At 73.3% G+C, this 23,833-nt stretch carries 21 protein-coding genes; 11 read left to right on the top strand and 10 right to left on the bottom strand.

From position 1 onward, the window contains the following. Nucleotides 1-39: 39 nt before the first annotated feature. Nucleotides 40-642 (bottom strand): helix-turn-helix domain-containing protein, encoded by a 603-nt coding sequence (locus tag ACIPWA_RS07610; RefSeq protein WP_068708591.1) that lies wholly within the window; start codon nt 640-642, stop codon nt 40-42. Between the two features lie 246 nt (nt 643-888). Between ACIPWA_RS07610 and ACIPWA_RS07605 the strand changes: the two genes are divergently transcribed. From ACIPWA_RS07605 to ACIPWA_RS07585, 5 genes are all read left to right on the top strand, one after another. After that, nucleotides 889-1,650 (top strand): GNAT family N-acetyltransferase, encoded by a 762-nt coding sequence (locus tag ACIPWA_RS07605; protein WP_068708589.1) that lies wholly within the window; start codon nt 889-891, stop codon nt 1,648-1,650. A 98-nt stretch (nt 1,651-1,748) separates the two neighbouring features. Further along, entirely contained in the window at nt 1,749-2,252 is a 504-nt protein-coding gene (locus ACIPWA_RS07600; protein ID WP_400289243.1) for a GNAT family N-acetyltransferase, read from the top strand. A gap of 10 nt (nt 2,253-2,262) precedes the next feature. Beyond that, nucleotides 2,263-2,841, top strand: a complete 579-nt coding sequence (locus ACIPWA_RS07595) for a GNAT family N-acetyltransferase (RefSeq protein ID WP_068626212.1) — start codon at nt 2,263-2,265, stop codon at nt 2,839-2,841. Nucleotides 2,842-2,901: 60 nt separating this feature from the next. Continuing rightward, the gene (locus tag ACIPWA_RS07590) at nt 2,902-3,339 is read left to right on the top strand and encodes a carboxymuconolactone decarboxylase family protein (protein ID WP_400289241.1); all 438 of its coding nucleotides are present in this window, start codon (nt 2,902-2,904) and stop codon (nt 3,337-3,339) included. A 681-nt stretch (nt 3,340-4,020) separates the two neighbouring features. Then, complete coding sequence (locus ACIPWA_RS07585; protein WP_400289663.1) at nt 4,021-6,864, top strand: FAD-binding and (Fe-S)-binding domain-containing protein; 2,844 nt, start codon at nt 4,021-4,023, stop codon at nt 6,862-6,864. A gap of 96 nt (nt 6,865-6,960) precedes the next feature. Here the strand turns inward: ACIPWA_RS07585 and ACIPWA_RS07580 are convergent, their stop codons facing one another. Beyond that, nucleotides 6,961-7,953: a DUF6301 family protein gene (locus ACIPWA_RS07580; protein ID WP_068626214.1), complete on the bottom strand. Its 993-nt coding sequence runs from the start codon at nt 7,951-7,953 to the stop codon at nt 6,961-6,963. 61 nt (nt 7,954-8,014) lie between these two features. Then, nucleotides 8,015-9,541, bottom strand: coding sequence for a glutamine/gamma-aminobutyrate antiporter GadC (gene gadC / locus ACIPWA_RS07575; protein WP_400289239.1), 1,527 nt, complete (start codon nt 9,539-9,541; stop codon nt 8,015-8,017). Nucleotides 9,542-9,729: 188 nt separating this feature from the next. On the opposite strand from gadC, the gene ACIPWA_RS07570 reads away from it, so the two are divergent. Further along, nucleotides 9,730-10,473 carry a nitroreductase family protein gene (locus ACIPWA_RS07570; protein ID WP_400289237.1) on the top strand — a complete coding sequence of 248 codons (744 nt, stop codon included), beginning with the start codon at nt 9,730-9,732 and terminating at the stop codon, nt 10,471-10,473. 118 nt (nt 10,474-10,591) lie between these two features. On the opposite strand, the gene ACIPWA_RS07565 is transcribed toward ACIPWA_RS07570, so the two are convergent. The 6 genes from ACIPWA_RS07565 to ACIPWA_RS07540 all read right to left on the bottom strand — a co-directional run bounded on the left by ACIPWA_RS07565 (nt 10,592) and on the right by ACIPWA_RS07540 (nt 16,626). Further along, nucleotides 10,592-11,164, bottom strand: a complete 573-nt coding sequence (locus tag ACIPWA_RS07565) for a GNAT family N-acetyltransferase (RefSeq protein ID WP_068627742.1) — start codon at nt 11,162-11,164, stop codon at nt 10,592-10,594. A gap of 109 nt (nt 11,165-11,273) precedes the next feature. Next, on the bottom strand, nt 11,274-12,047 hold the full coding sequence (locus ACIPWA_RS07560; protein ID WP_400289234.1) for a CofC family guanylyltransferase: 774 nt from the start codon (nt 12,045-12,047) through the stop codon (nt 11,274-11,276). A 77-nt stretch (nt 12,048-12,124) separates the two neighbouring features. After that, the gene (cofD, locus tag ACIPWA_RS07555; RefSeq protein WP_235535322.1) at nt 12,125-13,060 is read right to left on the bottom strand and encodes a 2-phospho-L-lactate transferase; all 936 of its coding nucleotides are present in this window, start codon (nt 13,058-13,060) and stop codon (nt 12,125-12,127) included. An 89-nt stretch (nt 13,061-13,149) separates the two neighbouring features. Next, nucleotides 13,150-13,863, bottom strand: coding sequence for a maleylpyruvate isomerase N-terminal domain-containing protein (locus ACIPWA_RS07550; protein WP_056645198.1), 714 nt, complete (start codon nt 13,861-13,863; stop codon nt 13,150-13,152). A 107-nt stretch (nt 13,864-13,970) separates the two neighbouring features. Further along, nucleotides 13,971-15,188, bottom strand: coding sequence for a homoserine O-acetyltransferase MetX (gene metX / locus ACIPWA_RS07545; RefSeq protein WP_056645200.1), 1,218 nt, complete (start codon nt 15,186-15,188; stop codon nt 13,971-13,973). Between the two features lie 73 nt (nt 15,189-15,261). Next, entirely contained in the window at nt 15,262-16,626 is a 1,365-nt protein-coding gene (locus ACIPWA_RS07540; RefSeq protein ID WP_056760622.1) for a bifunctional o-acetylhomoserine/o-acetylserine sulfhydrylase, read from the bottom strand. Nucleotides 16,627-17,066: 440 nt separating this feature from the next. On the opposite strand from ACIPWA_RS07540, the gene ACIPWA_RS07535 reads away from it, so the two are divergent. Next, on the top strand, nt 17,067-18,482 hold the full coding sequence (locus ACIPWA_RS07535; RefSeq protein WP_400289230.1) for a C40 family peptidase: 1,416 nt from the start codon (nt 17,067-17,069) through the stop codon (nt 18,480-18,482). Nucleotides 18,483-18,614: 132 nt separating this feature from the next. On the opposite strand, the gene ACIPWA_RS07530 is transcribed toward ACIPWA_RS07535, so the two are convergent. Then, nucleotides 18,615-19,118, bottom strand: coding sequence for an inorganic diphosphatase (locus ACIPWA_RS07530; protein WP_056645206.1), 504 nt, complete (start codon nt 19,116-19,118; stop codon nt 18,615-18,617). A 291-nt stretch (nt 19,119-19,409) separates the two neighbouring features. On the opposite strand from ACIPWA_RS07530, the gene dacB reads away from it, so the two are divergent. The 4 genes from dacB to hpt all read left to right on the top strand — a co-directional run bounded on the left by dacB (nt 19,410) and on the right by hpt (nt 23,812). Then, the gene (dacB, locus tag ACIPWA_RS07525) at nt 19,410-20,807 is read left to right on the top strand and encodes a D-alanyl-D-alanine carboxypeptidase/D-alanyl-D-alanine endopeptidase (protein ID WP_400289228.1); all 1,398 of its coding nucleotides are present in this window, start codon (nt 19,410-19,412) and stop codon (nt 20,805-20,807) included. A 70-nt stretch (nt 20,808-20,877) separates the two neighbouring features. Next, the gene (locus ACIPWA_RS07520; RefSeq protein ID WP_400289225.1) at nt 20,878-22,074 is read left to right on the top strand and encodes a zinc-dependent metalloprotease; all 1,197 of its coding nucleotides are present in this window, start codon (nt 20,878-20,880) and stop codon (nt 22,072-22,074) included. Nucleotides 22,075-22,085: 11 nt separating this feature from the next. Further along, nucleotides 22,086-23,252 (top strand): tRNA lysidine(34) synthetase TilS, encoded by a 1,167-nt coding sequence (tilS, locus tag ACIPWA_RS07515; protein WP_400289223.1) that lies wholly within the window; start codon nt 22,086-22,088, stop codon nt 23,250-23,252. A 5-nt stretch (nt 23,253-23,257) separates the two neighbouring features. Then, nucleotides 23,258-23,812, top strand: coding sequence for a hypoxanthine phosphoribosyltransferase (gene hpt, locus ACIPWA_RS07510; RefSeq protein ID WP_056645212.1), 555 nt, complete (start codon nt 23,258-23,260; stop codon nt 23,810-23,812). The last annotated feature ends 21 nt before the right edge of the window (nt 23,813-23,833 follow it).

Below are 23,833 nucleotides of genomic sequence, written 5' to 3'. Positions count from 1 at the left end.
CCGTCGCGTCCGGTCAGGACGGCCGGACGGTGCGGCGGATCACGGTGCCTCGTCGGCGCCTTCCCGCGGGGTGGACGCCCGGATGTGCATGTGTTCGCCATGCTTGCCGAAGAGGCTGAGGACCTCGACGTCCCCCTGACCTGCGGAGCCGAACCAGTGGGGGTTCTCGGTGTCGAACTCGGCGACCTCTCCGGGCCCCAGGGTCAGGTCGAGGTCGCCGAGGACCAGTCGCAGGCGGCCGTGCAGCACGTACAGCCACTCGTGGCCTGCGTGGCTGCGCGGCGTGGGGTCCTTCTGGTCGGCGGGAATGGTCATCTTGTAGGCCTGGGGGCCTTCGTGGTGCCTGGAGAGGCGGACGTAGAGCCGGCCGCCGGTCTGCTGCTGCCGCTGGGGCATGCGCGGGTCGACGACGCGAGGTGGAGCCACCAGGTCGTCGAGCGGGGTCGCCAGCGCGACGGAGATCGGGAGGAGGAGCTCCAGGCTCGGCTTGCGCCGTCCGCTCTCCAGCCTGGACAGGGTGCTCTTGGAGATACCGGTGCGCTCGCCGAGCTCCGCCAGGGTCAGGGCACGCTTCCGCCTGGCGCGCCGTAGGCGTGCGGGCACCTGGTCGAGGGTCGATGCGACCGCCGGGTTCGAGTCCATGCCGCCACCCTAGGAAGACGGTTCCTGTTCTGGCAAAAGTCAGTTGCTCTTCAAGATCGAGCGGGTCATCGTAGGAGCCCTGCCGACCTCGCTCGTCGCCCACCACGCCATCGGCACCGGCACCGCCGGTCTTCTCTGCGCCCACCCGGGCCGGCGAGCACGCTCGACGTTCCTGCCCGCCCTCGCCGCAGCGCATCCGACCATCGCGCCCAGAACCCCCACGCGACTACTCATGGAAGGGCCGTCATGAGCCACTTTCCCGACAGCATCGTCACCACCTGGCGCAAGCCGTTCCTCGGCGACACCATCCACAGGGACAGCAGCGTGAGCCTCGTCGTCATTCCTCGGCTGGACGAGGACAGGTCTGTCACCGTCCTGCGCACGGCGGCCGACTCGCACACGGCGATCGCCGTGCTGCCCGACGTCGTCGACAGGCTCGAGTCCACCGGCCTCTTCCGGTCTGGGCCGATCACCGAGGCGCGTGTCCGTGAAGCGCTCGTGGCGGGGGGAATCACCCTGCACGGCGCGGACAACCTCTACTACCTCCCAGCAGCCCTTCGCGCGGGCGTGACCTCCGAGAGGGACCGCGAAGGCGTGCGCCTCCTCTCGCCCGCCGACACCGAGGCGTTCGGGGAGTTCGAGTCTCGGGCGACCGAGCAGGACCTGGACGACGCACAGGTGGGGATCGACGACTGGGCCGCTTTCGGGGCGTTCGGTCCTGACGGGCGCCTGTCGAGTGCGGGAAGCATGTACCCGTGGGGCGAGGGAGCCGTGTTCGCGGACATCGGGGTCCTCACCCTCGCTGAGGCGCGTGGGCAGGGGCAGGGGCGCGCCGTGGTCCGCGCGATGATGCGTCACGCCCTGAGTCGCGGCCTCGAACCCCAGTACCGGTGCCAGCTCGACAACGTCGCGTCCGTCGCCCTCGCGGCCGCCAGCGGCCTCGCGCTGTTCGGGACCTGGGAGGTCCCCACCCCTGAGGACGACCCGGCAGAGGACGACAGCAGGTGAAGCCGTCGCGGGGACCTCTCGTGGCGAAGGGCCCGTGCCGGCACTCTCGACGAGTATCGGATGGACCGAGCTGGGACGGTCGTGCCACGATCGATCTCATGGCTGCCAGCACCGAAGAGCTCGTTGTTCGCCCGGTCGACGGGCCGACGGAGTATCCGGCGCTCGTCGAGATCTGGCGCAGTGCGGTGCGGGCCACGCACGAGTTTCTCGACGACGCCGACTTCGAACGTATCGAGGCCGCCCTCTCTCCCGCCTACTTTCCCGCGGTGACCCTCGTCGTCGCCGAGCGCGGGGGGAGGTCGATCGGGTTCGTCGGCGTCTCGGAGGGCATTCTCGAGATGCTCTTCGTGATGAACGAGGCGCGGGGCGAGGGCGTGGGGTCGGCGCTGCTCGCGGAGGCGATCGCCCACCACGGCGTGACCAGGGTCGACGTGAACGAGCAGAACGCTGGTGCGCACGCCTTCTACCTCGCCCGTGGATTCCGTGTGGTCGCGCGGAGCCCGCTCGACGGCGACGGTCGCCCGTACCCGATCCTCCACCTGCAGATCGAGGAGCCCGTCAGTCCCACGATCGACGGGTGCGCTCGTCGACATGAACTCTGAGAGGCCCTGCATGAATCACTCGATCCGCACCGCCACCTCCCATGATCTTCCCGCCGCGGCGCGCACGCTGTCGGTCGCTTTTGCCGACTACCCGTGGACTCGATGGACCATTCCTGACGACGATTACGCGCACCGGCTCGAAGAGCTCCAGTCTCTGTATCTTTCTCATGCGATCGAGCACGGGCTGGTGCTGGTCGACGCCCACGGACGAGGAGCTGTCGCCGTCCTGCCCTCGAGTGCGCCGCCTCTCGCCGACGACCTGCAACGGCAGGTGCGCGAGCTGCACGGAGACCGGCTGGAAGCCCTGCTCGCAGCCGACCTCCCCGCACATCCGATGCCGTCGTGGGAGCTTGCCACGCTCGGAGTGCGCCCCGAGGCGCGCGGTGCAGGCCTTGGCTCGGCCCTCGTCGACGCGGTCGTCGCGGAGGTGGGCCGTCTCGACCCGGGCTGCACCATCGCGCTCGAGACGTCCGACGACCGGAACGTGCGACTGTACGAGGGACGTGGATTCTTCGTGACAGCGCACACGTCCACGGCAGACGGCCCGGCCGTGCACTCGATGCAGCGAACCCTGCCGGCCACGAGCTGACGGCACAGACGAAGAGAGGGCAGCACCCAGATGGTCACGTCGACGGAGCGGAGCTCTCGGATGCCGCGGGTCAACATCAGCAAGGAGCACCCTGACGTCTATCAGCACGTCGCTGAGCTCAGCAAGGCAGCAGGAGCGGCCGCGGCAGGAGCCGGACTCGACCCACGGCTCGTCGAGCTGATCCGGCTGCGCGTGTCCCAGCTCAACGGATGTGCCTTCTGCTGCCGTCTGCACACGCGCGACGCGCTGCGTGCCGGCGAGAGCGCGGACAGGCTCGCAGTGCTGCCTGCCTGGTGGGAGACGCAGTACTTCACGGAGATCGAGAAGTCGGCCCTCGGACTGGCGGAGGAAGTGACACGGCTCTCCGTCCCTGCGCGCGACGACTGGGACGACGGGTCGCTGACCGCCGAGCAGGTGTCGGCGGTCAGCTGGCTCGCCGTGGTGATGAGCGCCTGGAACCGTGTCGCGATCCGCAGCGGCTACCGGGTCGCGCCCTAGCCGACGGCTCGTGGCGCCCCCGTGCTGCACAGCGGATGCGGAGGTCGTGGCCTCCCCGCCCGCGGCGCGCCCTGCGGCGACCCGCAGTACCGTTGCCACCGGAGCGGACGGAAGTCGGTAGCCACGAGCGGGAGCGAGCACGACCCGGCCCGGGCAGGGCACCTCCAGGAGCCGGTGGGCAGGCTTGCACAGGGTCTCCCTGGCACATCGCAGCCCAGCACGGCGCACACGTGCACCGCGCACCCGGCACAGCGCACCACCGAGTGCTGACCCGCACGTGGCGAGGGTGGGTCCGGGGACCTTCCGTCCGCTCCGCACGCTCGACGCCGCAGCGCACCGCGCCACCCGGAGCTCAAGCGCCTCGCGCCACCCCCGAACCCCCGCGCCACCCCCGAACCCACGCTCCGCCGTCGGGCACCGCGCCCGGCCTCGTCCCACGCCGGACCCGGATCCGGGACACTCCCCGGACGGGCGTCACCCCCTCCCGGGAGTGGTGGGAGAATCGCCGACGTGACTGCTGAACTCGACGCCGCAGGAGCCCCCGTCCCGCCAGAGCGCACCACGGAGGCAGACGCCCAGCACGCCGCGAAGGCGGCCGCCGCCGAGGCGTCCGCACGGTCCGCGGCCCGCAGCGAGGCAGAGCGCGCAGCGGACGCGGCCCGCGAGGCCGTCGCGACCGCGGTGCGGACCACGACGCGCGGCATCGTCGACACCTCGACGCGGCGCCGGGCCGAGTACTCGACCGACGCCTCGAACTACCGCGTCGTCCCGGAGATGGTGGTCTTCCCGATCTCGACCGACGACGTCGTCGCGACCCTCGACGTGACGCGCGAGCTGGGCGTCCCGCTCACGGCGCGCGGCGCGGGCACGTCGGTCGCGGGCAACTCGATCGGCCCGGGCGTCGTGATCGACTTCTCGCGGCACGTCAACCGCGTCCTGTCGCTCGACCCGGAGGCACGAACGGCCCGCATCGAGCCGGGCGTGGTCATGTCGACGCTCCAGAAGGCCGCGGCCCCGCACGGCCTGCGGTTCGGGCCCGACCCCTCGACGCAGAACCGCGCGACGCTCGGCGGGATGATCGGCAACAACGCGTGCGGCCCGCACGCGGTCGCGTACGGGCGCACCGCGGACAACGTGGTCGAGCTCGACGTGGTCGACGGCACGGGCCGGCGCTTCACCGCGGGCAAGGGCGACCCGACGTTCGCCGCCGTCCCGGGCCTCGCGAAGATCGTCAAGGACAACCTGGCGCTCATCCGCACCGAGTTCGGGCGGTTCGGCCGCCAGGTCTCCGGCTACTCGGTCGAGCACCTTCTGCCGGAGAACGGCTCCGACCTCGCCAAGATGCTCGTGGGCACCGAGGGCACGCTCGTGACGATCCTCGAGGCCACGGTCGCCCTGGTCCCGATGCCGAGCGCGCCCACGCTCGTCGTCCTCGCCTACGAGGACATGCCCACCGCGGCCGACGACGTCCCCGCCCTCCTCTCGCTGGGCCCGCTCGCGGTCGAGGGCCTCGACGCCCGCCTCGTCGACGTGGTGCGCCGCGCCAAGGGCGCGGACTCGGTCCCCGAGCTGCCGCCGGGCGGCGGCTGGATGATGGTCGAGGTCGGGGGCGCGACCCCCGAGGAGGCGTACGCGAACGCCGAGGCGATCGTCGCGGCGTCCGCGTCGACGTCCACGCGCATCCTGCCCGCGGGCCCCGACGCCACGGCCATGTGGCAGATCCGGGCCGACGGCGCCGGGCTGGCCGGGCGCACCCCCGCGGGCGAGCAGGCGTGGCCGGGGTGGGAGGACTCCGCGGTCCCTCCGGAGAAGCTGGGCGCCTACCTGCGCGACCTCGACGAGCTCATGGCGCGCTACGGCGTCGACGGCCTGCCGTACGGGCACTTCGGCGACGGGTGCGTGCACCTGCGCATCGACATCCCGCTCGAGACCTCGGGATCGGTCCTGCGCACCTTCATGACCGAGGCCGCGCAGCTCGTGGCCAAGTACGGCGGCTCGCTGTCGGGCGAGCACGGCGACGGCCGCGCGCGCTCGGAGCTGCTGCCCGTCATGTATTCACCCGAGGCCATCTCGCTGTTCGAGCAGATCAAGGCGCTGTTCGACCCGCAGGACGTGCTCAACCCGGGCGTGATCGTGCGGCCCAGCGCCGTGGACGCCGACCTGCGCCGGCCCAGGGCGCTGCCGGTGCTGCCGACCAAGGGCGGCTTCTCGTTCAGCCACGACCACGGCGACATGACCCAGGCCGTCCACCGCTGCGTCGGCGTCGGCAAGTGCCGCGCGGACTCCTCGGCGTCGGGCGGGTTCATGTGCCCCTCGTACCAGGCGACCAAGGACGAGAAGGACGTCACGCGCGGCCGCGCCCGCGTGCTCCAGGACGCGATCAACGGCACGCTCGTGGGCGGCCTCACGTCGCCCGAGGTCCGTGACTCGCTCGACCTGTGCCTGTCCTGCAAGGCCTGCTCGGCCGACTGCCCCGCGGGTGTCGACATGGCCCAGTACAAGGCCGAGGTGCTGCACCGGACCTACCAGGGCAAGCTGCGCCCCATGAACCACTACGCCCTGGGCTGGCTCCCGCGCTGGGCCCGTCTCGCGGGCATGATGCCGCGGCTCATCAACGCGGTGCTCGGCATCCGTCCCGTCGCGAAGCTCGTGCTCACGCTCGGCGGCATGGACTCGCGCCGCGAGGTCCCCCGCTTCGCCGAGGTCCCCTTCCGCACCTGGTGGAAGCGCGGAGGCGCGACGAACGGGGTGCCGGGGCTCGCCGTCGGGCAGACGCCCGGGCGGCCCAGGACCAGCAAGCGGCCGCAGGTCGTGCTGTGGACCGACTCGTTCAGCGACGCGCTCGCGCCCTCGGTGCCGCAGTCCGCGGTCACGGTGCTCGACGCCGCGGGCTACGACGTGATCGTGCCCGACCAGCAGGCCTGCTGCGGCCTGACCTGGATCAGCACCGGCCAGCTCGACGGTGCCCGCAAGCGCCTCGAGAACCTGCTCCAGGTCCTGGGGCCGTTCGCGGTCAACGGGATCCCGATCGTCGGGCTCGAGCCGTCGTGCACCGCGGTGCTGCGCTCGGACCTGCTCGACCTCTTCCCCGACGACCCGCGCGCGAAGGCCGTCGCGGGAGCGACGAACACGGTCGCCGAGCTGCTCACGCGCCCCGAGACGCGGCCCGCACCCGAGACCGGGTGGAAGGTCCCCGACCTGTCCGACGTCACGGCCGTCGTCCAGCCGCACTGCCACCAGCACTCCGTCATGGGCTTCCAGGCCGACGAGAAGCTGCTCCGCGGCGCGGGCGCCACGATCGACACGCTCGCCGGGTGCTGCGGGCTCGCCGGGAACTTCGGCATGGAGAAGGGGCACTACGACGTGTCGGTGCAGGTTGCCGAGAACGCGCTCCTGCCCGCGCTGCGGGCCGCCGGGCCGAACGACATCTTCCTGGCCGACGGGTTCTCGTGCCGCACCCAGGCCGACCAGCTCGGGGGAGTGCAGGGCAAGGCGCTCGTCGAGCTGCTCGCCGAGCGGCTCTAGACCCGTCGCGGGGTGTGCGCGGGTCGCCCCTCGGGAGGGGGCGGCCTCGGCGGAGCAGCTCTCAGGTGGACGTCGGACCGGTCCGGGGGCAGGGGCTCAGCCCTCGGACCTGAGGTCGAGCGCGACGCCCTGGGGCGTCCGGAACATCGCGCTCAGGCTGCTGGGGGCGCAGCGGAAGGAGATCTGCGCGCCGGAGGCAAGGTCCCAGGTCGCGGACACGGTGCCGTCGAGCTCGTGCATCGCCGGCCTTCCCCAGCCCGCTTCGCCGGCGCGCACCATGCGCGTGAAGCCGTCGCCGAGGAAGGCCGTGGACTCCGGGGTGACCTGGCGGATCACGTCGGAGGTCCGCAGGCTCAGGTAGTTCAGGTCCTGGTGGGCCCCGATCGTCGAGACGTCCGGGACGGTGAAGCCGGAGACGGTGTTCATCAGGTACGGGGTGCCGTCCTCGACCTCGATCGTCCAACCGAAGCGTTCGACGGCCAGACGCTGCACCTCGTCCCGCGACAGCGGCCAGGGGCGAGCCGCCCAGTACTCCATGAGGTCGCGTACCTCGGAGGGGGACATCGCCTTCCAGGTCCTGAGGGCGGGCGCGACGGACACCCCAGGAGTCCGGGGTCGGTTCGCGTCGAGCCCCAGGGTGGGGAGCTCCAGCGCACGGACGCCGCGATCCATGCGCTGGAGGCGCTCGGCGGACCACGTCCGACCTGCCGGCATCTGCTCCGGCTCACGCCACGCGCGATAGCCGAGGTCGTCCGGGCTCCCGATGCCGTACGCGTCCCGCAAGGCGTTCACGCACCGCAGGGCGAGCGCTCGATACTCGGCGGTGAGCGCTGGGAGCGCGGTCGACGCCGTCCAGTTCGGCTGTGCGATCCCCGGAGCCGTCCAACCAGCGGCGCTCAGCACGGACTCGTCCGCATCGGCGACGACGTCCGTCGCCGGAGCCTCCGCGTCGATCCTGCCAGGACCCCCTGCGAGCTGCACGTACCGCACAGGGGTCGACCTGGAGGCGACGATCAGGAAGACCCGATCGGACACGCTCCGGAACGTCGCCGCGAGCCGTTCGCCGAGCTCCGTCCAGTCCGACGTCATCGGTCACCGGCCCCGGCCGGTGACATCGTCCGCCAGAGCGCAGGAGATCCGTAGGACGCCCTCATCCACCCATCACATCACGTGAGGCGTGAGATCCCGGCGCATGACCGGAGCTCTGATCCACCGGCGCCTCGACCTGCCAGGTGAAGGGCGCGAAGTCGAGCGTCTCGTCGCGCCACGACGGCCTGCGGGCGCTGTACGCCCAGAACGGCAGCGCCACGAACACCACGCTGAGACCGACGAGCAGCCCCACGTACGTCGTCGCGCTGCCGACCTCGATCTGGGCGGGAGGCACGAAGCTCACGACGAGCGCGAGCGTGGCCGCGAGCAGCCCGCACCCGCCGATGACCCACACCCCCACGATCCCGCCCGGCACGTGGTACCGGCGCGGTCGGTCGGGCTGCGAGTACCGCAGCGCGATCACGGCCGCGAACATCAGGACGTACGCGACGAGGTACAGGATCACGGTGAGCTGGCTCAGGAGCTGGTACGCGGCCTGGACCGACGGCAGGATCACGAACATCACGGACAGTGCCGTGACGATCGCCGCCTGCACGAGCAGGATGCGCGACGGCATGCCCGCGCGGTTGGTCCGGTGGAACCAGCGGGGCAGGTAGCCCGCGCGGGCCACCGAGAGCAGGCCCGTCGCGGGGCCTGCGACCCAGGTCACGACGCCCGCGAGGACGCCCACGGCCAGCATCGCGGCCAGGACGGGCCCGGCCCAGCCGATGCCCGCCCAGTCGAGCAGCGTGTCGTACGCGGTCAGCAGGCTCTGCGTGAGGTTGATCTGCCCCTCGGGCACGACCACGGCGATCGCGAGGGTGCCCAGGACGAGGACGACGACGGCACCGAGCGCGGCCACGAGGATCGCGATCGGGTAGTTGCGGATCGGGTTCTTGATCGACCGCACGTGCACCGCGTTCATCTCCATGCCCGCGTAGAACAGGAAGATGCCCGCGGCGAGCACGATGTTCGAGAACTTCGACAGGTCCGGCACGAACGCGCCCCACGAGAGCTCGACCTGCGAGGTGTTGCCGCCCGCGAGATAGGCGGCCGCGAGGCCCACCAGGAGCGCGGCGGGCACGAGCGTCCCCACGATCCCGCCCCACTTCGCGACCTGCGAGAACGACTTGACGCCGCGCAGCGCGATGAGGGTCGCGAGCCAGAACACGCCGAGGACGACCACGAGCACGAACAGCTTGTTGCTCGAGATCTGTTGGGCGGCCTCGGCGTCGGACCCCGTGTAGGCGAGCGTGACCGCGGCGAACGTGAGGATGGTCGGGAACCAGATGCAGCCCTCGATGAAGACCATGAGGATCGCGAGGAACCCCCAGCGGCTCCCGAACGCCTCGCCGACCCAGCGGAACATGCCGCCTTCCTCGGGCCAGCCGGTCGCCAGCTCTGCGGCCACGAGGCCCACGGGCGCCAGGAAGAAGAGCGCCGCGAACAGGTAGTAGAACGTCGAGGCGAGGCCGTACTCGGCCTCGGCGGGCAGCCCGCGCAGGCTCACGACCGCGACGATGTTCATGACGGTGAGCCCGGCGACCGTGATGGTCCCCGCGCCGGGTCTCGTGCGTTCTTGGCTCACTGGCTGGGCCTTCCTGCGACGGGCTGGTGCGGGGTCGGGGCCGACGGTGCGACTCACGCATCCTGGCACCGGAGGGGCGGTGGCGCGCGGGGAGGAGCGGCGAGGGGGTCGTGGGACCGGCCGTGCTCGGTGCGGGCGGGCGCAGCGAGCGTCCCGCGGCGCGGGCGCGGGCTGGCAGCATGGTCGGCATGGAGTTCCAGGACGTCGTCCGCCGTCGCCGCATGGTCCGTCGCTTCACGGGGGAGCCGGTCGCGCCGCGGGCCGTGGAGCGCATGCTGCGCAACGCGGTCCGCGCACCGAACGCGGGCTTCACGCAGGGGTGGGCGTTCGTGGTCCTCGACCGGCCCGACGACGTCGCGCGCTTCTGGTCCGCGACCTCGCCCGTGGCGGCGGGAGAGCCGGGCGGGGACGAGGAGGGGGTGGCCGGTTCCGCCGGGGGTGCGGCCGGCGAGGGGAACGCGGCCCCTCGCGGCGCCGCGAAGGAGAGCCGGTGGCTCGCCGGGATGCGGACCGCCCCCGTGCTCGTGGTGGTCCTGACGTCGCGCGACGCCTACCTCGCGCGGTACGCCGAGGACGACAAGGCGCGCGCCGCGGCTCAGGCTGCGGGCGAGGGGGAGTCGCCGTGGGACGTGCCGTACTGGCACGTCGACGCGGGCATGGCGTCGCTGCTCATGCTCCAGACGGCGGTCGACGAGGGGCTCGGGGCGTGCTTCTTCGGGGTGCCGCCCGGACAGGTCGAGGCGTTGCGCGCCGAGCTCGGGGTGCCGCGCGAGCTCCTGGTCACCGGGGTGGTCGCGGTGGGGCACGCGGCGGACCCGGCTCCTCGGGAGGGCGCGGCAGGGCTGGGGACCGGTGCTGCGTCGTCGGGCGGGTCGCCGACGAGGCGCCCACGGCGACCGCTCGAGGACGTGGTGCACCGCGGCGGGTGGTGAGCTGCAGCGGGTGGTGAGGGACTGCCGGAGATGACTGGAGGAGTGTTCTCGCTCCACGGACCAGTTGTCAGAAGTGAACCGGGGGACAGCCCGGTCCAGCTCTGACAGCTCGTCGGGGTCAGCGCAGGTCGAGCCGCATGAGGACGCGCGGAAAACCGTTGAGCACCGAGCCGGTCGTCGCCGCCTGGGTGAACCCCGCGTCCTCGAAGAGCTTCTTGGTGCCCGCGTACGCCATGGTCAGGTCGATCTTCCTGCCCTCGTTGTCGAGCGGGTAGCCCTCGACCGCGGGCGCCCCGTGCTCGCGCGCGAACGCGACCGCGCCCTCGAGCAACCGGTGCGAGATCCCCGCGCCACGGTGCCCGGGCCGCACCCGCAGGCACCACACCGACCACACGTCGAGGTCGTCGACGTGCGGGATCTTGCGGTTGCGCGCGAAGCTCGTGTCGGCGCGCGGGTGGACCGCGGCCCAGCCCACGACCTCGTCCCCCTCGTACGCGAGCACCCCTGGCGGAGGGTCCTGGCGGCAGAGCTCCTCGACGAGCGTCCCGCGCTCGGGGCCCACGAGCGCGACGTTCTCCTTCGAACCGATGCGGTAGCTCAGGCACCAGCACACGTTGGCGTCGGGCCGCTTGGGCCCGACCATCGTCCTCACGTCGGCGAACACCGTCGCGGGCCGCACCTCGATCCCCATGCGGTCACGATGCCACCCGCCGGGAGCGCCGGCAACGGAGCGTCGCTCACGCCGAGGTGCCCGACGAGCGCGACCGGTCCTACCGCACCCGCCCTGACAGGCGCGCGGCTCAGGTGTCAGAACTGGCCCGGTCCATGGCCCGGTGCAGCTCTGACAACTCGTCCCGTGCCCGCACGTCCGCGGGCAGCTCGGCCCAGTCGTCGAGCGTGTCGAGGTCGACCGCGGTCCCCGTCCGGTGCACGACGGCGGCGCGCACGCCCCGCAGGTCCGCCTCGGCCAGGTGGGCCTCGAGGCTCCCGACGCCGAACCGGAACGTGAACGGCGCGTCGGCGTCGAGCACCAGGAGGTTGGTGCCCGCATGCACCCGGTCGGTCGCGACCACGACGGGTGAGTCCTCGGTGAGCAGCGACTCGACGTCCTCGACCGTGAGGGCAGGGAGGTCGGCGTGGGCGACCAGGAGCCGCACGGGTCCCGCGGGACCGTCGACAGCTCCCGAGGTGCCCGAGGTGCCGACCACGAGCTCACGACCGACGTCGAGCGCGGCGTTCAGGCCGGGGCGGCTCGCAGGCTGCAGGACGATCTGGAGCCGGCCGGGGCCGTCACCCTCGGCGCCGGGTCCGTCGCCCTCGACGGGCGTGCCCGTCGCCCTCGGCGAACCCTGGGCGTCGTCCAGGGGCGGCGGCACGGGCGGCACCAGGCTCCCCAGCGCACGCCATGCGAACCGCGGGTCCGACGTCACGACCAGCACCCGCTCCACGGCCTCGCTCGCGAGCAGCGTCCCGACCACGTGCCGTGCGAGCACCGCGATCAACCGGCTGCGCTCCGCAGGATCGAGCACCACCGCGAGCCGCGACTTGCCCGAGAACCCGTCGCGCAGCGGCACCACGGCAACCACCCGCCGCCGGGCTGGGGACGCACCCGCCGCACCGGCTCTCGCACGGTGCGTGACGCCGTCGGGCGTCATGCCGATGCCGCGGCGAGGAGCTCGCGAGCCAGTCGTTCGCGTCCCTCCGCGCCACCCATGACCGTGTCCGTCACGAGCACCTCGAGGCCCAGCGCCTCGATCGCGGGCGCGAGGTCCCGGTCGGCCTCGTCGATGCACATGACGTCGACCAGTCCCACGTACAGGCGCGCGACACCCAGGGCCGAGACGTCGTGCCCCAGGCTCGCGAGCACCGACGCCGCTGGCCCCTTGAGCGCGCGGCCCCCGATGATCGGGCTCACCGCGACACGCCGCACGGTCGAGGACGCGAGGGCCTCGCGGACCCCCGGCACGGCCAGGACCGGGGCGATCGACAGGAACGGGTTCGACGGCGCGACGACGAGCAGGTCCGCACCGGAGACCGCGTCGAGCACGCCCGGCGCCGGGGACGCCTGCTCGGCCCCCACGAACGTCAGCCCCAGGACCTCGTCGCGGTGCTGGCGGGCGACGAAGTACTCCTGGAAGCCGAGCGGCCCGTCGGCCGTCTCGACCACGGTCGCCACGAGGTCGTCCGTCATGGGCAGCAGGCGCGCGCGGACCCCGAGCGAGCCCGTGATCTGCGCCGTGACCTCGGTCAGCGTGGCCCCGGCGCGCAGGCGCGCCGTGCGCACCACGTGGGTCGCGAGGTCCTTGTCGCCCAGCGTGAACCAGGTGTCCTCGCCCAGGCGCCGCATGGCCTCGAGCGTCGCGTACGTCTCCCCGGCCAGGCCCCAGCCGCGCACGTCGTCGGCGAGCCCCGCGAGCGTGTACGTCACGGTGTCGAGGTCGGGGCTGATCGCGAGCCCGTGCAGCTCGACGTCGTCGGCCGTGTTGACCACGACCGTGAGGTCGGCCCCCGCGAGCTCCATGCCGTGGGCGAGCTTCGCGCCACCCACACCGCCTGCCAGGACCGTCACCCGCGCGTCGTTCACCACCGGTCGAGCATAGTCGGGCGGCCTGGGGCGGCCGGGCCCTGGTGCGGCCGGGCCCTGGTGCCGGTCCGCCGCACCGAGGGCGGCGACCCTCAGAGCAGCGGCAGCATGCGCCCCAGGTCCGGGACCGAGTCCGAGGTGTGGAGCGGCGCGAGCGCGCGGGCCAGGTCGTCGGTGTCGTACGGGGTGCGGCCCGTCGCGAGCCGGACCCACAGGCGCGGGTCGACGACCTCGAGGCTCCACCCGCCGCGCGTCACGACGATGCGCAGCAGCTCGGCCGCGACCAGGTCCAGGGCGCCGCGGTCGACGGCCTTCTCCGCGACCCCGGGCAGGCTGCGCTCGAGGTCGTCGGCGTGCACGACGAGCTCGATGAGCCGGGAGACCACCATGTCGCGCAGCGTGATGGGGCCGCGACGGGCCTGGATCACGGTCTCGGTCGGGGCGAGCTCGTCGAGGCGCGCGAACGCCCGGCGCGCGTAGCCCGAGACCGCGGTGAGGCGGTCGGCGGCGATCTCCTCGTCGAGCGCACGGGTCACCTGGGCGATCTGCTCGGCGCGCTCGGGGTACGTGCCGAGGTACTCGGCGAGCGTCAGAGGGTTGGTGCCGGGCGCGACGGGCGTCGCGGCCACGAGCGCGTCCATGGCGCGCCCCAGGTGCGACACGAGCTCGCCCACGGTCCAGCCCGTCAGGACGCTGGGCTGGTCGACCGCGTCGTCCAGGGTGTCGTCGAGCGAGCCGAGCCACCTCTCCAGGCGGTCCCACTGGGCGTGGAGGGCGGCGGTGGCCTCGGTCAGGTCTGCGGTCATGGGGACATCGTGCCTGGTCGGGGGCGCGGCGTCACGCACCGCGCAGGCCACGGGGACCGGAACGGCAGATGCGCGGTCCAGGTCCGGCCCGGCGCGAGGGGGGCTTCTCAGACCTGCGCGCGCTCCGCCAGGAACTGCGTGACGATCGGTCCGAGCTGGTCGAACTCGATGAGGAAGCCGTCGTGCCCGAACTCCGAGTGCAGCAGCCGCAGGGGCTGCGCGCCCGGGACCTTCTGCGCGATGCGTGCCGAGTCCTCGGGGAGGAACAGGCGGTCGGTGTCGACGGCCACGACGAGCGTGCGGGCCGTGATCTGGCCCAGGGCCTCGTCGACGCCACCGCGGTCGCGGCCCAGGTCATGGGTCAGCATGGACTCGGTGAGCACGACGTAGGAGTTCGCGTCGAAGCGGCGCGAGAGCTTGTCGCCGTGGTGGTCCAGGTAGGACTGGACGGCGTAGCGCCCGTCTGTGAACGGGTCCTCGCCGCCCTGGGGCAGCCGGCCGAAGCGCTCGTCGAGCTCGCGTGCGCTGCGGTAGGTCGCGTGCGCGATCTGCCGCGCGATGCCCAGGCCCACGTGGGGTCCCTGGTCGTCGGGCACGTCGTAGTAGTCGCCGCCGCGGTACTTCGGGTCCGCACGGATGGCGCCGATCTGCGGGTGCGCCCAGGCGATCTGGTCTCCCGAGGTCTGCGCGGCCGACGCGATGACCGCGACCGACTCGACCGAGATGCCGGACTCGGGGCCGAGGATCGCCCACTCGAGCACGCGCAGCCCGCCCATGGACGCGCCGATCACGAGCGCCCACGACGAGATGCCGAGCGCCCGCGCGAGCTCGATCTCCACGGCGACCTGGTCGCGCGTCGTGATGCGCGGGAAGCGCCCGCCCCACGGCCGGCCGTCGGGGGCCGCCGAGGCGGGCCCCGTGGTGCCCTGGCAGCCGCCCAGGACGTTGGGTGCGACGACGAAGTACCGGTCGGTGTCGATCGGGGCGCCCGGCCCGACCATGGCCTCCCACCAGCCGGCCGACAGGTGGCCAGGGCCGGCAGGACCGACGACGTGCGAGTCGCCCGTCAGGGCGTGCAGGACGAGCACGGCGTTCGACCCGTCGGGCGCGAGCGTGCCCCAGGTCTCGTACGCGACGCGGACGTCCGGCAGGCGCCCCCCGGCCTCGAGGTCGAACGTGCCGACGTCCGCGAAGAGGCGGGCTCCGGCGTCGTCCCCCTCGCGCCACGCGGCCGTGGCCGGCACGGGCGCCTTGGCCCGTGCGCGCGAGTCCGACCCGCGCCGCGCGGGCGGGCGGGAGGACGCGGAAGGGGGTGGGGGAGTCATTGCCGACCACTGTACGGCCGGGGCACCGGGGGCGCCCCGGCCGTCCAGAATCGTCATCGTGGGTCCCGGTGCCCTACTCCGCCACGACCGAGGCAGCGGCCGCGGCGTCGGCTCCCTGGGCGGACTTGGCGGCGATGAAGCCCGCCTCGAGGTCCGCGAGGATGTCGTCGACGTGCTCGATCCCGACGGACAGGCGGACGAGGCCGGGCGTGACGCCCGCCGTGACCTGCTCCTCGGGGCTGAGCTGGGCGTGCGTCGTGGACGCCGGGTGGATGACGAGCGAGCGGACGTCGCCGATGTTGGCGACGTTCGAGTGGAGCGCGAGCGCCGAGACGAACGCCTGGCCGGCCTCGGCCCCGCCGTCGAGCTCGAACGTGACGATCGCGCCAGCACCGCGCGGCGTGTACTTCTGCGCGTTGGCGTACCAGGGGCTCGACGGGAGACCCGCGTAGCCCACGGACAGGACGTCGTCGCGAGACTCGAGCCAGGCCGCGACGGTCTTGGCGTTCTCGACGTGGCGCTCGACGCGCAGCGACAGGGTCTCGATGCCCTGGGCGATGAGGAACGCGTTGAAGGGCGAGATGGCCGACCCGAGGTCGCGCAGGAGCTGCACGCGCGCCTTGAGGATGTACGCGAGGTTCGCGCCCAGGATGCCGTCCACGCCCAGGTCGCGGGCGTACACGATCCCGTTGTAGCTGGGGTCCGGGGTGTTGAAGCTCGTGAACCGCTCGGGGTCCTTCGAGAAGTCGAAGTTCCCGGAGTCGACGATCACGCCGCCGATCGCCGAGCCGTGCCCGCCGAGGTACTTGGTCGCGGAGTGGATGACGATGTCCGCGCCGAACTCGATGGGGCGCAGCAGGTAGGGCGTCGCGACCGTGTTGTCCACGATGAGCGGGACGCCGACCTCGTGCGCGGCGGCGGCCACGGCCTCGATGTCGAGGATGTCGGCCTTCGGGTTGGGGATGGTCTCGGCGAAGAACGCCTTGGTGTTCGGGCGGGCCGCGTCGCGCCAGGCCTGCGGGTCGTGCGGGTCGGTGACCCACGTGGTCTCGATGCCGAGCTTGGCGAGCGAGTACTGGAGCAGGTTGTACGTGCCGCCGTACAGCGACGGGCTGGCCACGACGTGGTCGCCCGCCTCGGCGACGTTGAGGATCGCGAAGGTGGTCGCGGCCTGGCCCGACGCGAGGAGCAGCGCACCCACGCCGCCCTCGAGGTTGGCGATGCGGTTCTCGACGACCTCGGCGGTCGGGTTGCCGATGCGCGTGTAGATGGGGCCGAGGTCCTTGAGGGCGAAGCGGTCGGCTGCGACGCCCGCGTCGGGGAAGACGAACGACGTGGTCTGGTAGATCGGCAGGGCGCGTGCCCCGGTGGTGGGGTCGGGCGTCTGGCCGGCGTGGATCTGGCGGGTCTCGAAGGACCAGCGGGGCTCGGTGCTCATGATGGCTCCTGGAAGGGGGGAGGGGAGCCGCAGAGGGGGCCGTTCCTGGCCGGGGTCCGCGGCGGGGCAGTGGTGGACTGGTGCGCACGCGGGGGTGCGGGCCTTCCGGGCGAGGCTGGCGTGCTCCTGCCGACGTCGTGGTCGGCGGGTGCAGCTCGTCCCGGAGGGGGTCCGCAGGCAGGCGAACGTGCGCTGGGGGTCAGCTACACATTCGGCGGCAGGTCATGCTGTCGAGAGTAGGTCGGTATCTCATCCGGCGAAACCCGCGTCTTGCGATGTGAGATCACCAGGTCTCGCGAGACGATCGATCGACCCGGCGCGGGCCGTGGTCGGCTCGCGCGGCGCCGCGGCACCGGGGAGACTGGACGTCCGCCGCGCCCGCGGCGGCGCCCGTCCGCCCGCGCGGCAAGGGCGCGTCGTCGACCGATCGGGGAACCGTGGTGCGCCTGTTCCCCTCTGCCCGACGGCGCAGCGCGCCCCTCGAGAGCACGTCACCGCGGCGGACGGGCCGTGCGGCGCTCGTCGGAGCCCTGGTCGTGACGCTCGGTGGCGGGATCGCCCCGGCCGTCCGGGCCGAACCCCCGACCGACGACGACGTCCGGTCGGCCCAGCAGGACGAGCAGGCGGCAGGGGCACGGGTGGCCGAGATCGAGGCCGACCTCGCCACGCTCGCCGAGCAGCGTGACGACGCCTGGATCCGGGCCGGGCTCGCAGCCGAGGACTACGCCGACGCGCAGGCTGCGCTCGACGCGGCGCGCACCGAGGTCGACGCGGCGCAGACCGCCCTCACCGCGGCCGAGGCCGGCGAGGCCGAGTCCCGCTCGGCCATGGGGGCCGTCTACCGCGCGTCCCGGCAGTCGGGCGGGTCGCTCGACGCCCTGCAGGTCGTCGTGGAGTCGGACGGCCTCGACCAGATCGTCGAGTCCGAGCGCGCCCAGAAGCTCACGGGGCGCAAGGTCCAGACGGTCGCCGACGGGCACCGCACCGCCCGGGCGCTCGCGGACGCGGCGAGGGCGCGGGCGACCGCCGCCGAGGAGGCGCGCGTCGCGGCCTCGGAGCGAGCCGAGGAGACGTTCGCCGCGGCGCAGGAGGCGCAGCAGGCGATCGAGGGCTCGATCCGGGCCGCAGCCGCCCGGCGCGACGAGCTCATCGCCGACCTCGCGGCAGCGCGTGCCACGACCGTCGAGGTCGAGAGGGCGCGCCAGGACGCGCTCGACGCCGAGCGCGAGCTCGCCGCCGAGCGTCAGGCGCAGGCCGAGCGGGACGCCCTGGCCGTTCCTGCGCCCCCGGCGCCCGACGCCGGGACGCCCGCTCCGCCGTCGGGCGGGGGGAGCGCCCCCGTGACCCCGCCCGTCACGCCTCCCGTGACGACGCCCGACCCCCCGGTCGCTCCGCCGGTGGCCCCTCCCGTGGCGCCGCCCGTGACTCCACCCGTGACGCCCCCGGTCACCCCACCCGTCACGCCTCCCGTGACCTCGCCCGGGTCCGGCGCCGCCAAGGGGCAGGCCGCGGCCGACTGGGCGCGCACCAAGATCGGCGCGCCCTACCTGTGGGGCGGCAACGGGCCCGCGTACGACTGCTCGGGCCTCACGTCGCAGGCCTGGGCCAGCGTGGGAGTGAGCATCTCGCGGACCTCGCGCTCGCAGTACGCGAAGGTCGCCAAGATCGGCTACGACCAGCTCCGACCCGGCGACCTCATCTTCTACGGCGACGACCCGCAGGACCCGAGCTCGATCTGGCACGTCGCGATGTACGTCGGGAACGGCCAGATGATCGAGGCCATCTACGCGGGCGTGCCCGTGAAGATCAGCGCGGTGCGCTGGAAGAGCTCGATGCCGTACGCGGGGCGGCCCTAGGGGCCGTCTCGACGGTGGTCGGTCGGAGTCCGGCGCCCTCGGACGCACGAGGACCCGGCCTCCTGGTGGAGACCGGGTCCTCGTGGTGGTTCGTGGCCGTTCGGCGGCCGACCCTGCGCGGTGTGCGGAGGGTCAGTGGCCGGGCGTGTGGTAGCCGCTGTCGATCGCGCGCTGGATGGAACGCTCGATCTCGGCCTCGGCCTCGGTGCGACCGGTCCAGTGGGCGCCCTCGACGGACTTGCCCGGCTCGAGGTCCTTGTAGACCTCGAAGAAGTGCTGGATCTCGAGACGGTGGAAGTCCGACACGTCGTCGATGTCCTGGCGCCACGCGGCACGCTGGTCGCCCGTGGGGACGCACAGGACCTTGTCGTCGCCCCCGGCCTCGTCGCGCATGCGGAACATGCCGAGCGCGCGGCAGCGGATCAGGCAGCCGGGGAACGTGGGCTCCTCGAGCAGGACCAGGGCGTCCAGCGGGTCGCCGTCCTCGCCGAGGGTGCCCTCGATGAACCCGTAGTCGTCCGGGTAGCGCGTCGAGGTGAACAGCATGCGGTCAAGACGGATGCGACCTGTCGCGTGGTCGACCTCGTACTTGTTGCGCTGGCCCTTCGGGATCTCGATCGTGACGTCGAACTCCACTGTTCTCCTCCAGTTGAACCGGCGCACCCGCTCGGTCGCGGTGCGGCGGTCATGAAAATCGGCTGTCGTGCGCACGCGGCTCCGGTGTTTCCCTGCCAGGTGGAGGTGGGCCGTCCCGAGGGACGGCGTGGACCTTCGAGGGGAGACCGGGCCATCATGCGCCCTCTAGTGTGACACGAACGACCTGGGTCAGCAGTGGCCGGACCCCGGGAACGTTGCGGTTCCTGAGTGATAATGCGCACGGAGAGCGGTCCCACCCGAAGGGTCGCCGGCAGGAGGGAAGAGGATCAGATGGGTTGGGCAGCGCGGACGGGCATCACTGCGGGGATCGTGGTGGTGCTCGCGGGCGGCTACCTGACGGCCGACGCGTACGACGTCGTCCCCGGGATCCTCACGACCGCGCCCGCGGTCGCGCCCGCTGCGCCCTTCCCGACGCCTCCGGGTGCCGTGGGCACCGCGTCACCTGCGCAGACGCTCCCGGTGCTCGACGAGAGCGCACCCGTGCCGGACGCCGCGGAGATCTCCGCCTCGCTCGACGCGCTCGTCAAGGATCCTCGGATGGGGAGCCGGGCCGGCGGCGTCGTGCTGGACCGGATCACGGGCGAGGTGCTCGCGCAGAGCAGCGCGGGGACCCCCATGGTCCCGGCCTCGACGCAGAAGATCTTCACGGCCGCCGCGGCCCTCGCGTCGCCCGGGCCCGAGGTGACGCTCACCACGAAGGTGGTCGACGTCGGGTCGGGGACGATCGCCCTGGTGGGCGGCGGCGACATGATGCTCGCCGCTGGGGAGGGCGATCCCCTGGCGGTCAACGGGCGGGCCGGACTCGCGGACCTCGCCGCCCAGGTGGCCGGCAAGCTCCAGCTCACGGGCGCGACGACGGTGCGGCTCGTGGTCGACGACCGGTACTTCTCGGGTCCCACCGTCAGCCCGGCGGTCTTCCCCGGGAACGTGACCGCGGGCTACGTCGCGCCCGTCACGGCCCTCGGGGTCGACGTGGCCCGGCTGAGCGACGCGGAGTACGCCAAGCGGAGCCCCGACCCCTCGCTCGCCGCGGCCGAGATCTTCGCGCAGCGGCTCGCCGACGTGGGCATCACGGTCACGGGCGCCCCCGAGCGCGGGGAGGCCCCGGCCGACGCGACGCTCCTCGGGTCGGTCGAGTCCGCGACGCTCGAGGAGGTCGTGGGCTACTTCCTCCAGCACTCCGACAACACCATCACCGAGGTCGTCGGCCGCCTCGTCGCGATCGACGCGGGCCTGCCCGCGACGTTCGACGGCGCGACCCAGGCGGTCCGGGCGAGCATGGAGCGGCTCGGGGTGGACATGCAGGGGGCCGTGCTCGCGGACTGTTCGGGCCTCGGGGACGGCTCGGCCGTGACCGCGGACCAGCTCGCCGCGACGCTCATGCTCTTGACGGACCCTGCGCAGCCCGGGCTGCGGGCCGGCGCCGTGGGCCTGCCGATCGCGGGCCTGTCGGGGACGCTCGACGACCGCTTCCTGGCGTCGCCCGGGCGCGGTCTCGTCCGTGCCAAGACGGGCAGCCTGCCAGGAGTGACCTCGCTCGCCGGGACGGTCGTCACGGCGCAGGAGCGCCAGCTCGTGTTCGTCCTCCTCGCGGACGCGCTGCCCGAGGGCGGGTCGTACGGGGCCCGGCTGCTCATGGACGGGTTCGTCGGGGGCCTCGCGGACTGATCGCGTGCTGCGGGTCGTCTGCAACGGGCGCGACGGTCGACCGGCTGAGCGCAGCGGCTACGGTGGGGCGATGACGTCTCCCGTGCTCGGCACGCCGCTCGTCGACTGGTCCGCAGCAGCGCAGATCGCCGGACGGGTGGCCCGGCCGGGTCCCCTGGCCTCGCGCGACGAGCTCGCGGAGCTCGTCGCGGGCCTGCGGGCCGCGGCGTCGGACGCGGTCCCGCACGTCCTGCGCGTCACGCGCATGGTGCCGGCCGCCCTGCCCGGCAGCGCAGCAGCACCGGGGGGCGTCGCGAGCGAGGAGCCTGGCGAGCTGTCGCAGGTGTTCGTGGTCGACCGACCGCGCTGGGCGCGGGCGAACACCGAGGTCATGGCGAGCCTGACCGACGGAGTCGCCGACGCGCTGACGGGGAAGGACGACAAGCCGGTCTCGGTGACGACGGCCCTGGTGGGCGCGGCGCAGGTGGGGGCGGTGCTCGCGGCGCTGTCGAGCAGGGTGCTGGGACAGTTCGATCCGTACAGCGCCGCAGGCGGTAGTGGACTCAGCGCCGCAGGCGGTAGTGCGGAGAGCGCCGCAGGCGGTCGGCCCGACGGCGGCGCACCCCCCGGCCGCCTGCTCCTCGTCGCGCCCAACGTCCTCCAGCTCGAGCGGGACCTGGACCTGGTCCCGGCCGACTTCCGCCTCTGGGTGTGCCTCCACGAGCAGACGCACGCCCTGCAGTTCGCGGCGGCCCCGTGGCTCGCCGACCACCTGCGGGCCCGCGCGCACGACCTGCTCGTGGGGCTCTCGGAGTCGTCGCGTCACCTGGCCGACGCCCGGTTGCGGGAGAAGGTCGCGACCGCGGGCCGCGTCGTCGTGCGTGCGGTCCGGGGCGAGGGCGGCGGCGTGGCCGAGGGCCTGCTCACGCCCGACCAGAAAGCCGTGCTCGAGGAGGTGTCCGGAGTCATGGCGCTCCTCGAGGGGCACGCGGACGTCATGATGGACGCCGTCGGTCGCCGGACGGTCCCCACGGTGCGTCGCATCCGTGCCCGGTTCGAGGCGCGACGCGACGGGCAGGGCAGCAGCACGCTCGACACGGTGCTGCGCCGCTTCCTCGGGATGGACGCCAAGCTCGCGCAGTACCGCGACGGTGCGGCGTTCGTCCGTGCCGTGGAGAGGCAGGTCGGGCGCGACGGCCTCAACGCGGTCTGGACGAGCCCCGGGACGCTGCCCTCGGCCCGCGAGATCGCGGAACCCGGCGCCTGGGTGCGCCGGGTCCACGGCTGACGGTGCGCAGGGTGGTCGGACCTCGTCCCGCGGACGCCGCGGCCCGCCGTGCGGTGCGTGCCGCGCTGCGCGACCTCGCGCCCGGCTCGCTCGTGCTCGTGGCCTGCTCGGGCGGGGCGGACTCGCTCGCGCTCGCGGCCGCGACGGCGTTCGTGGCGTCGCGCGACGGGCTGCGGGCCGGTGCGGTCGTCGTGGACCACGGGCTCCAGGAGGGGAGCGCCGACGTCGCGGCGCGCGCGGGCGAGCAGTGCCGCGCGCTCGGCCTCGATCCGGTGGAGGTGCGCAGCGTGCGGGTCGGGAGCCGGGGCGGGCTCGAGGCGGCGGCGCGGCACGCGCGCTACGCCCTGCTCGACGACGTCGCTCACCGCACGGGGGCGGCCGCGGTCCTGCTGGGGCACACGCTCGACGACCAGGCCGAGACCGTGCTGCTGGGTCTCGCGCGCGGGTCGGGGGCCCGCTCGCTCGCGGGCATGGCGGCCAGACGGGGCGTCTACCGGCGTCCGCTGCTGGGGCTGCGTCGCACCGACACCGAGGCCGTGTGCGCCGCGAACGGGCTGACGTGGTGGACGGACCCCACGAACGGCGGCGCGGCCGGCGCGCCGTCGCAGGACGCGGGGGTCGACCTGCCGCTGCGCTCGCAGGTGCGCGCCCGGGCGCTCCCGGTGCTCGAGGACGTGCTCGGCCCGGGGGTCGCGGTCACGCTGGCGCGGACGGCCGACCAGCTCCGCGAGGACGCCGACCTGCTCGACGACCTCGCGGCCCGGCTGCTCGACGAGGCGCGGGTCGCCGAGCCCGACGAACCTCGCGAACCGCTCGGAGCGGACGCCTACGCCCCGGCCTCACGGGGCGCCCGGCCCGTCGGGACGCGCGACGAACCGCCCGTGACCCGACCGGACGTCGCTGTGGTGCTCGACACCCAGGTGCTGGCGGACGCCCCGGCCGCGCTGCGCCGTCGGGCACTGCGCGCCGCGGCCCAGGAGGCCGGGAGTCCCGCCGGTTCGCTCTTCGCGAGCCACGTCGCGACGCTCGACGCCCTGGTCGTCGCGTGGCGGGGCCAGGGCCCCGCGCACCTCCCGGGCGACCTTCGCGCCTCGCGCACCCGTGGGAGACTCTTCCTGGGGCCGGAACGGCCTCCCTCGCTCGCGCGAACCCCATCAGAAGAACCAGCACAGGAGTGAAACCCGTGGACTCATCCGACGTCGGCAACGACCTCGAGAACATCCTCCTCACCGAGGAGCAGCTCCGCGGGAGGCTGGACGAGCTCGCCGAGCAGATCGACCGCGACTACGCGGGCAAGGACCTGCTCCTCGTGGGCGTCCTCAAGGGAGCGGTCATGGTCATGGCCGACCTCGCCCGCCGCCTGCACCACGACGTCGAGATGGACTGGATGGCCGTCTCGTCCTACGGCTCGGGCACCAAGTCCTCGGGCGTCGTGCGCATCCTCAAGGACCTCGACGCCGACCTCACGGGGCGCCACGTGCTCATCGTCGAGGACATCATCGACTCGGGCCTCACGCTCTCGTGGCTGCTGTCGAACCTGCGCAGCCGCGGCCCCGCGTCGGTCGAGGTGGCGGCGATGCTCCGCAAGCCCGACGCCGCGAAGACCGAGGTCGACGTGCGCTACATCGGCTTCGACATCCCCAACGAGTTCGTCGTGGGCTACGGCCTGGACTACGCGGAGAAGTACCGCAACCTGCCGTTCGTGGGCACGCTCGCCCCGCACGTCTACTCGTCCTGACGCCTCACCCCAGCCCCGACC

Source organism: Oerskovia enterophila, assembly GCF_044748475.1.
GTDB classification, from domain to species: Bacteria; Actinomycetota; Actinomycetes; order Actinomycetales; family Cellulomonadaceae; genus Oerskovia; species Oerskovia enterophila.
This window is presented reverse-complemented; position numbering and strand designations above follow the sequence as displayed.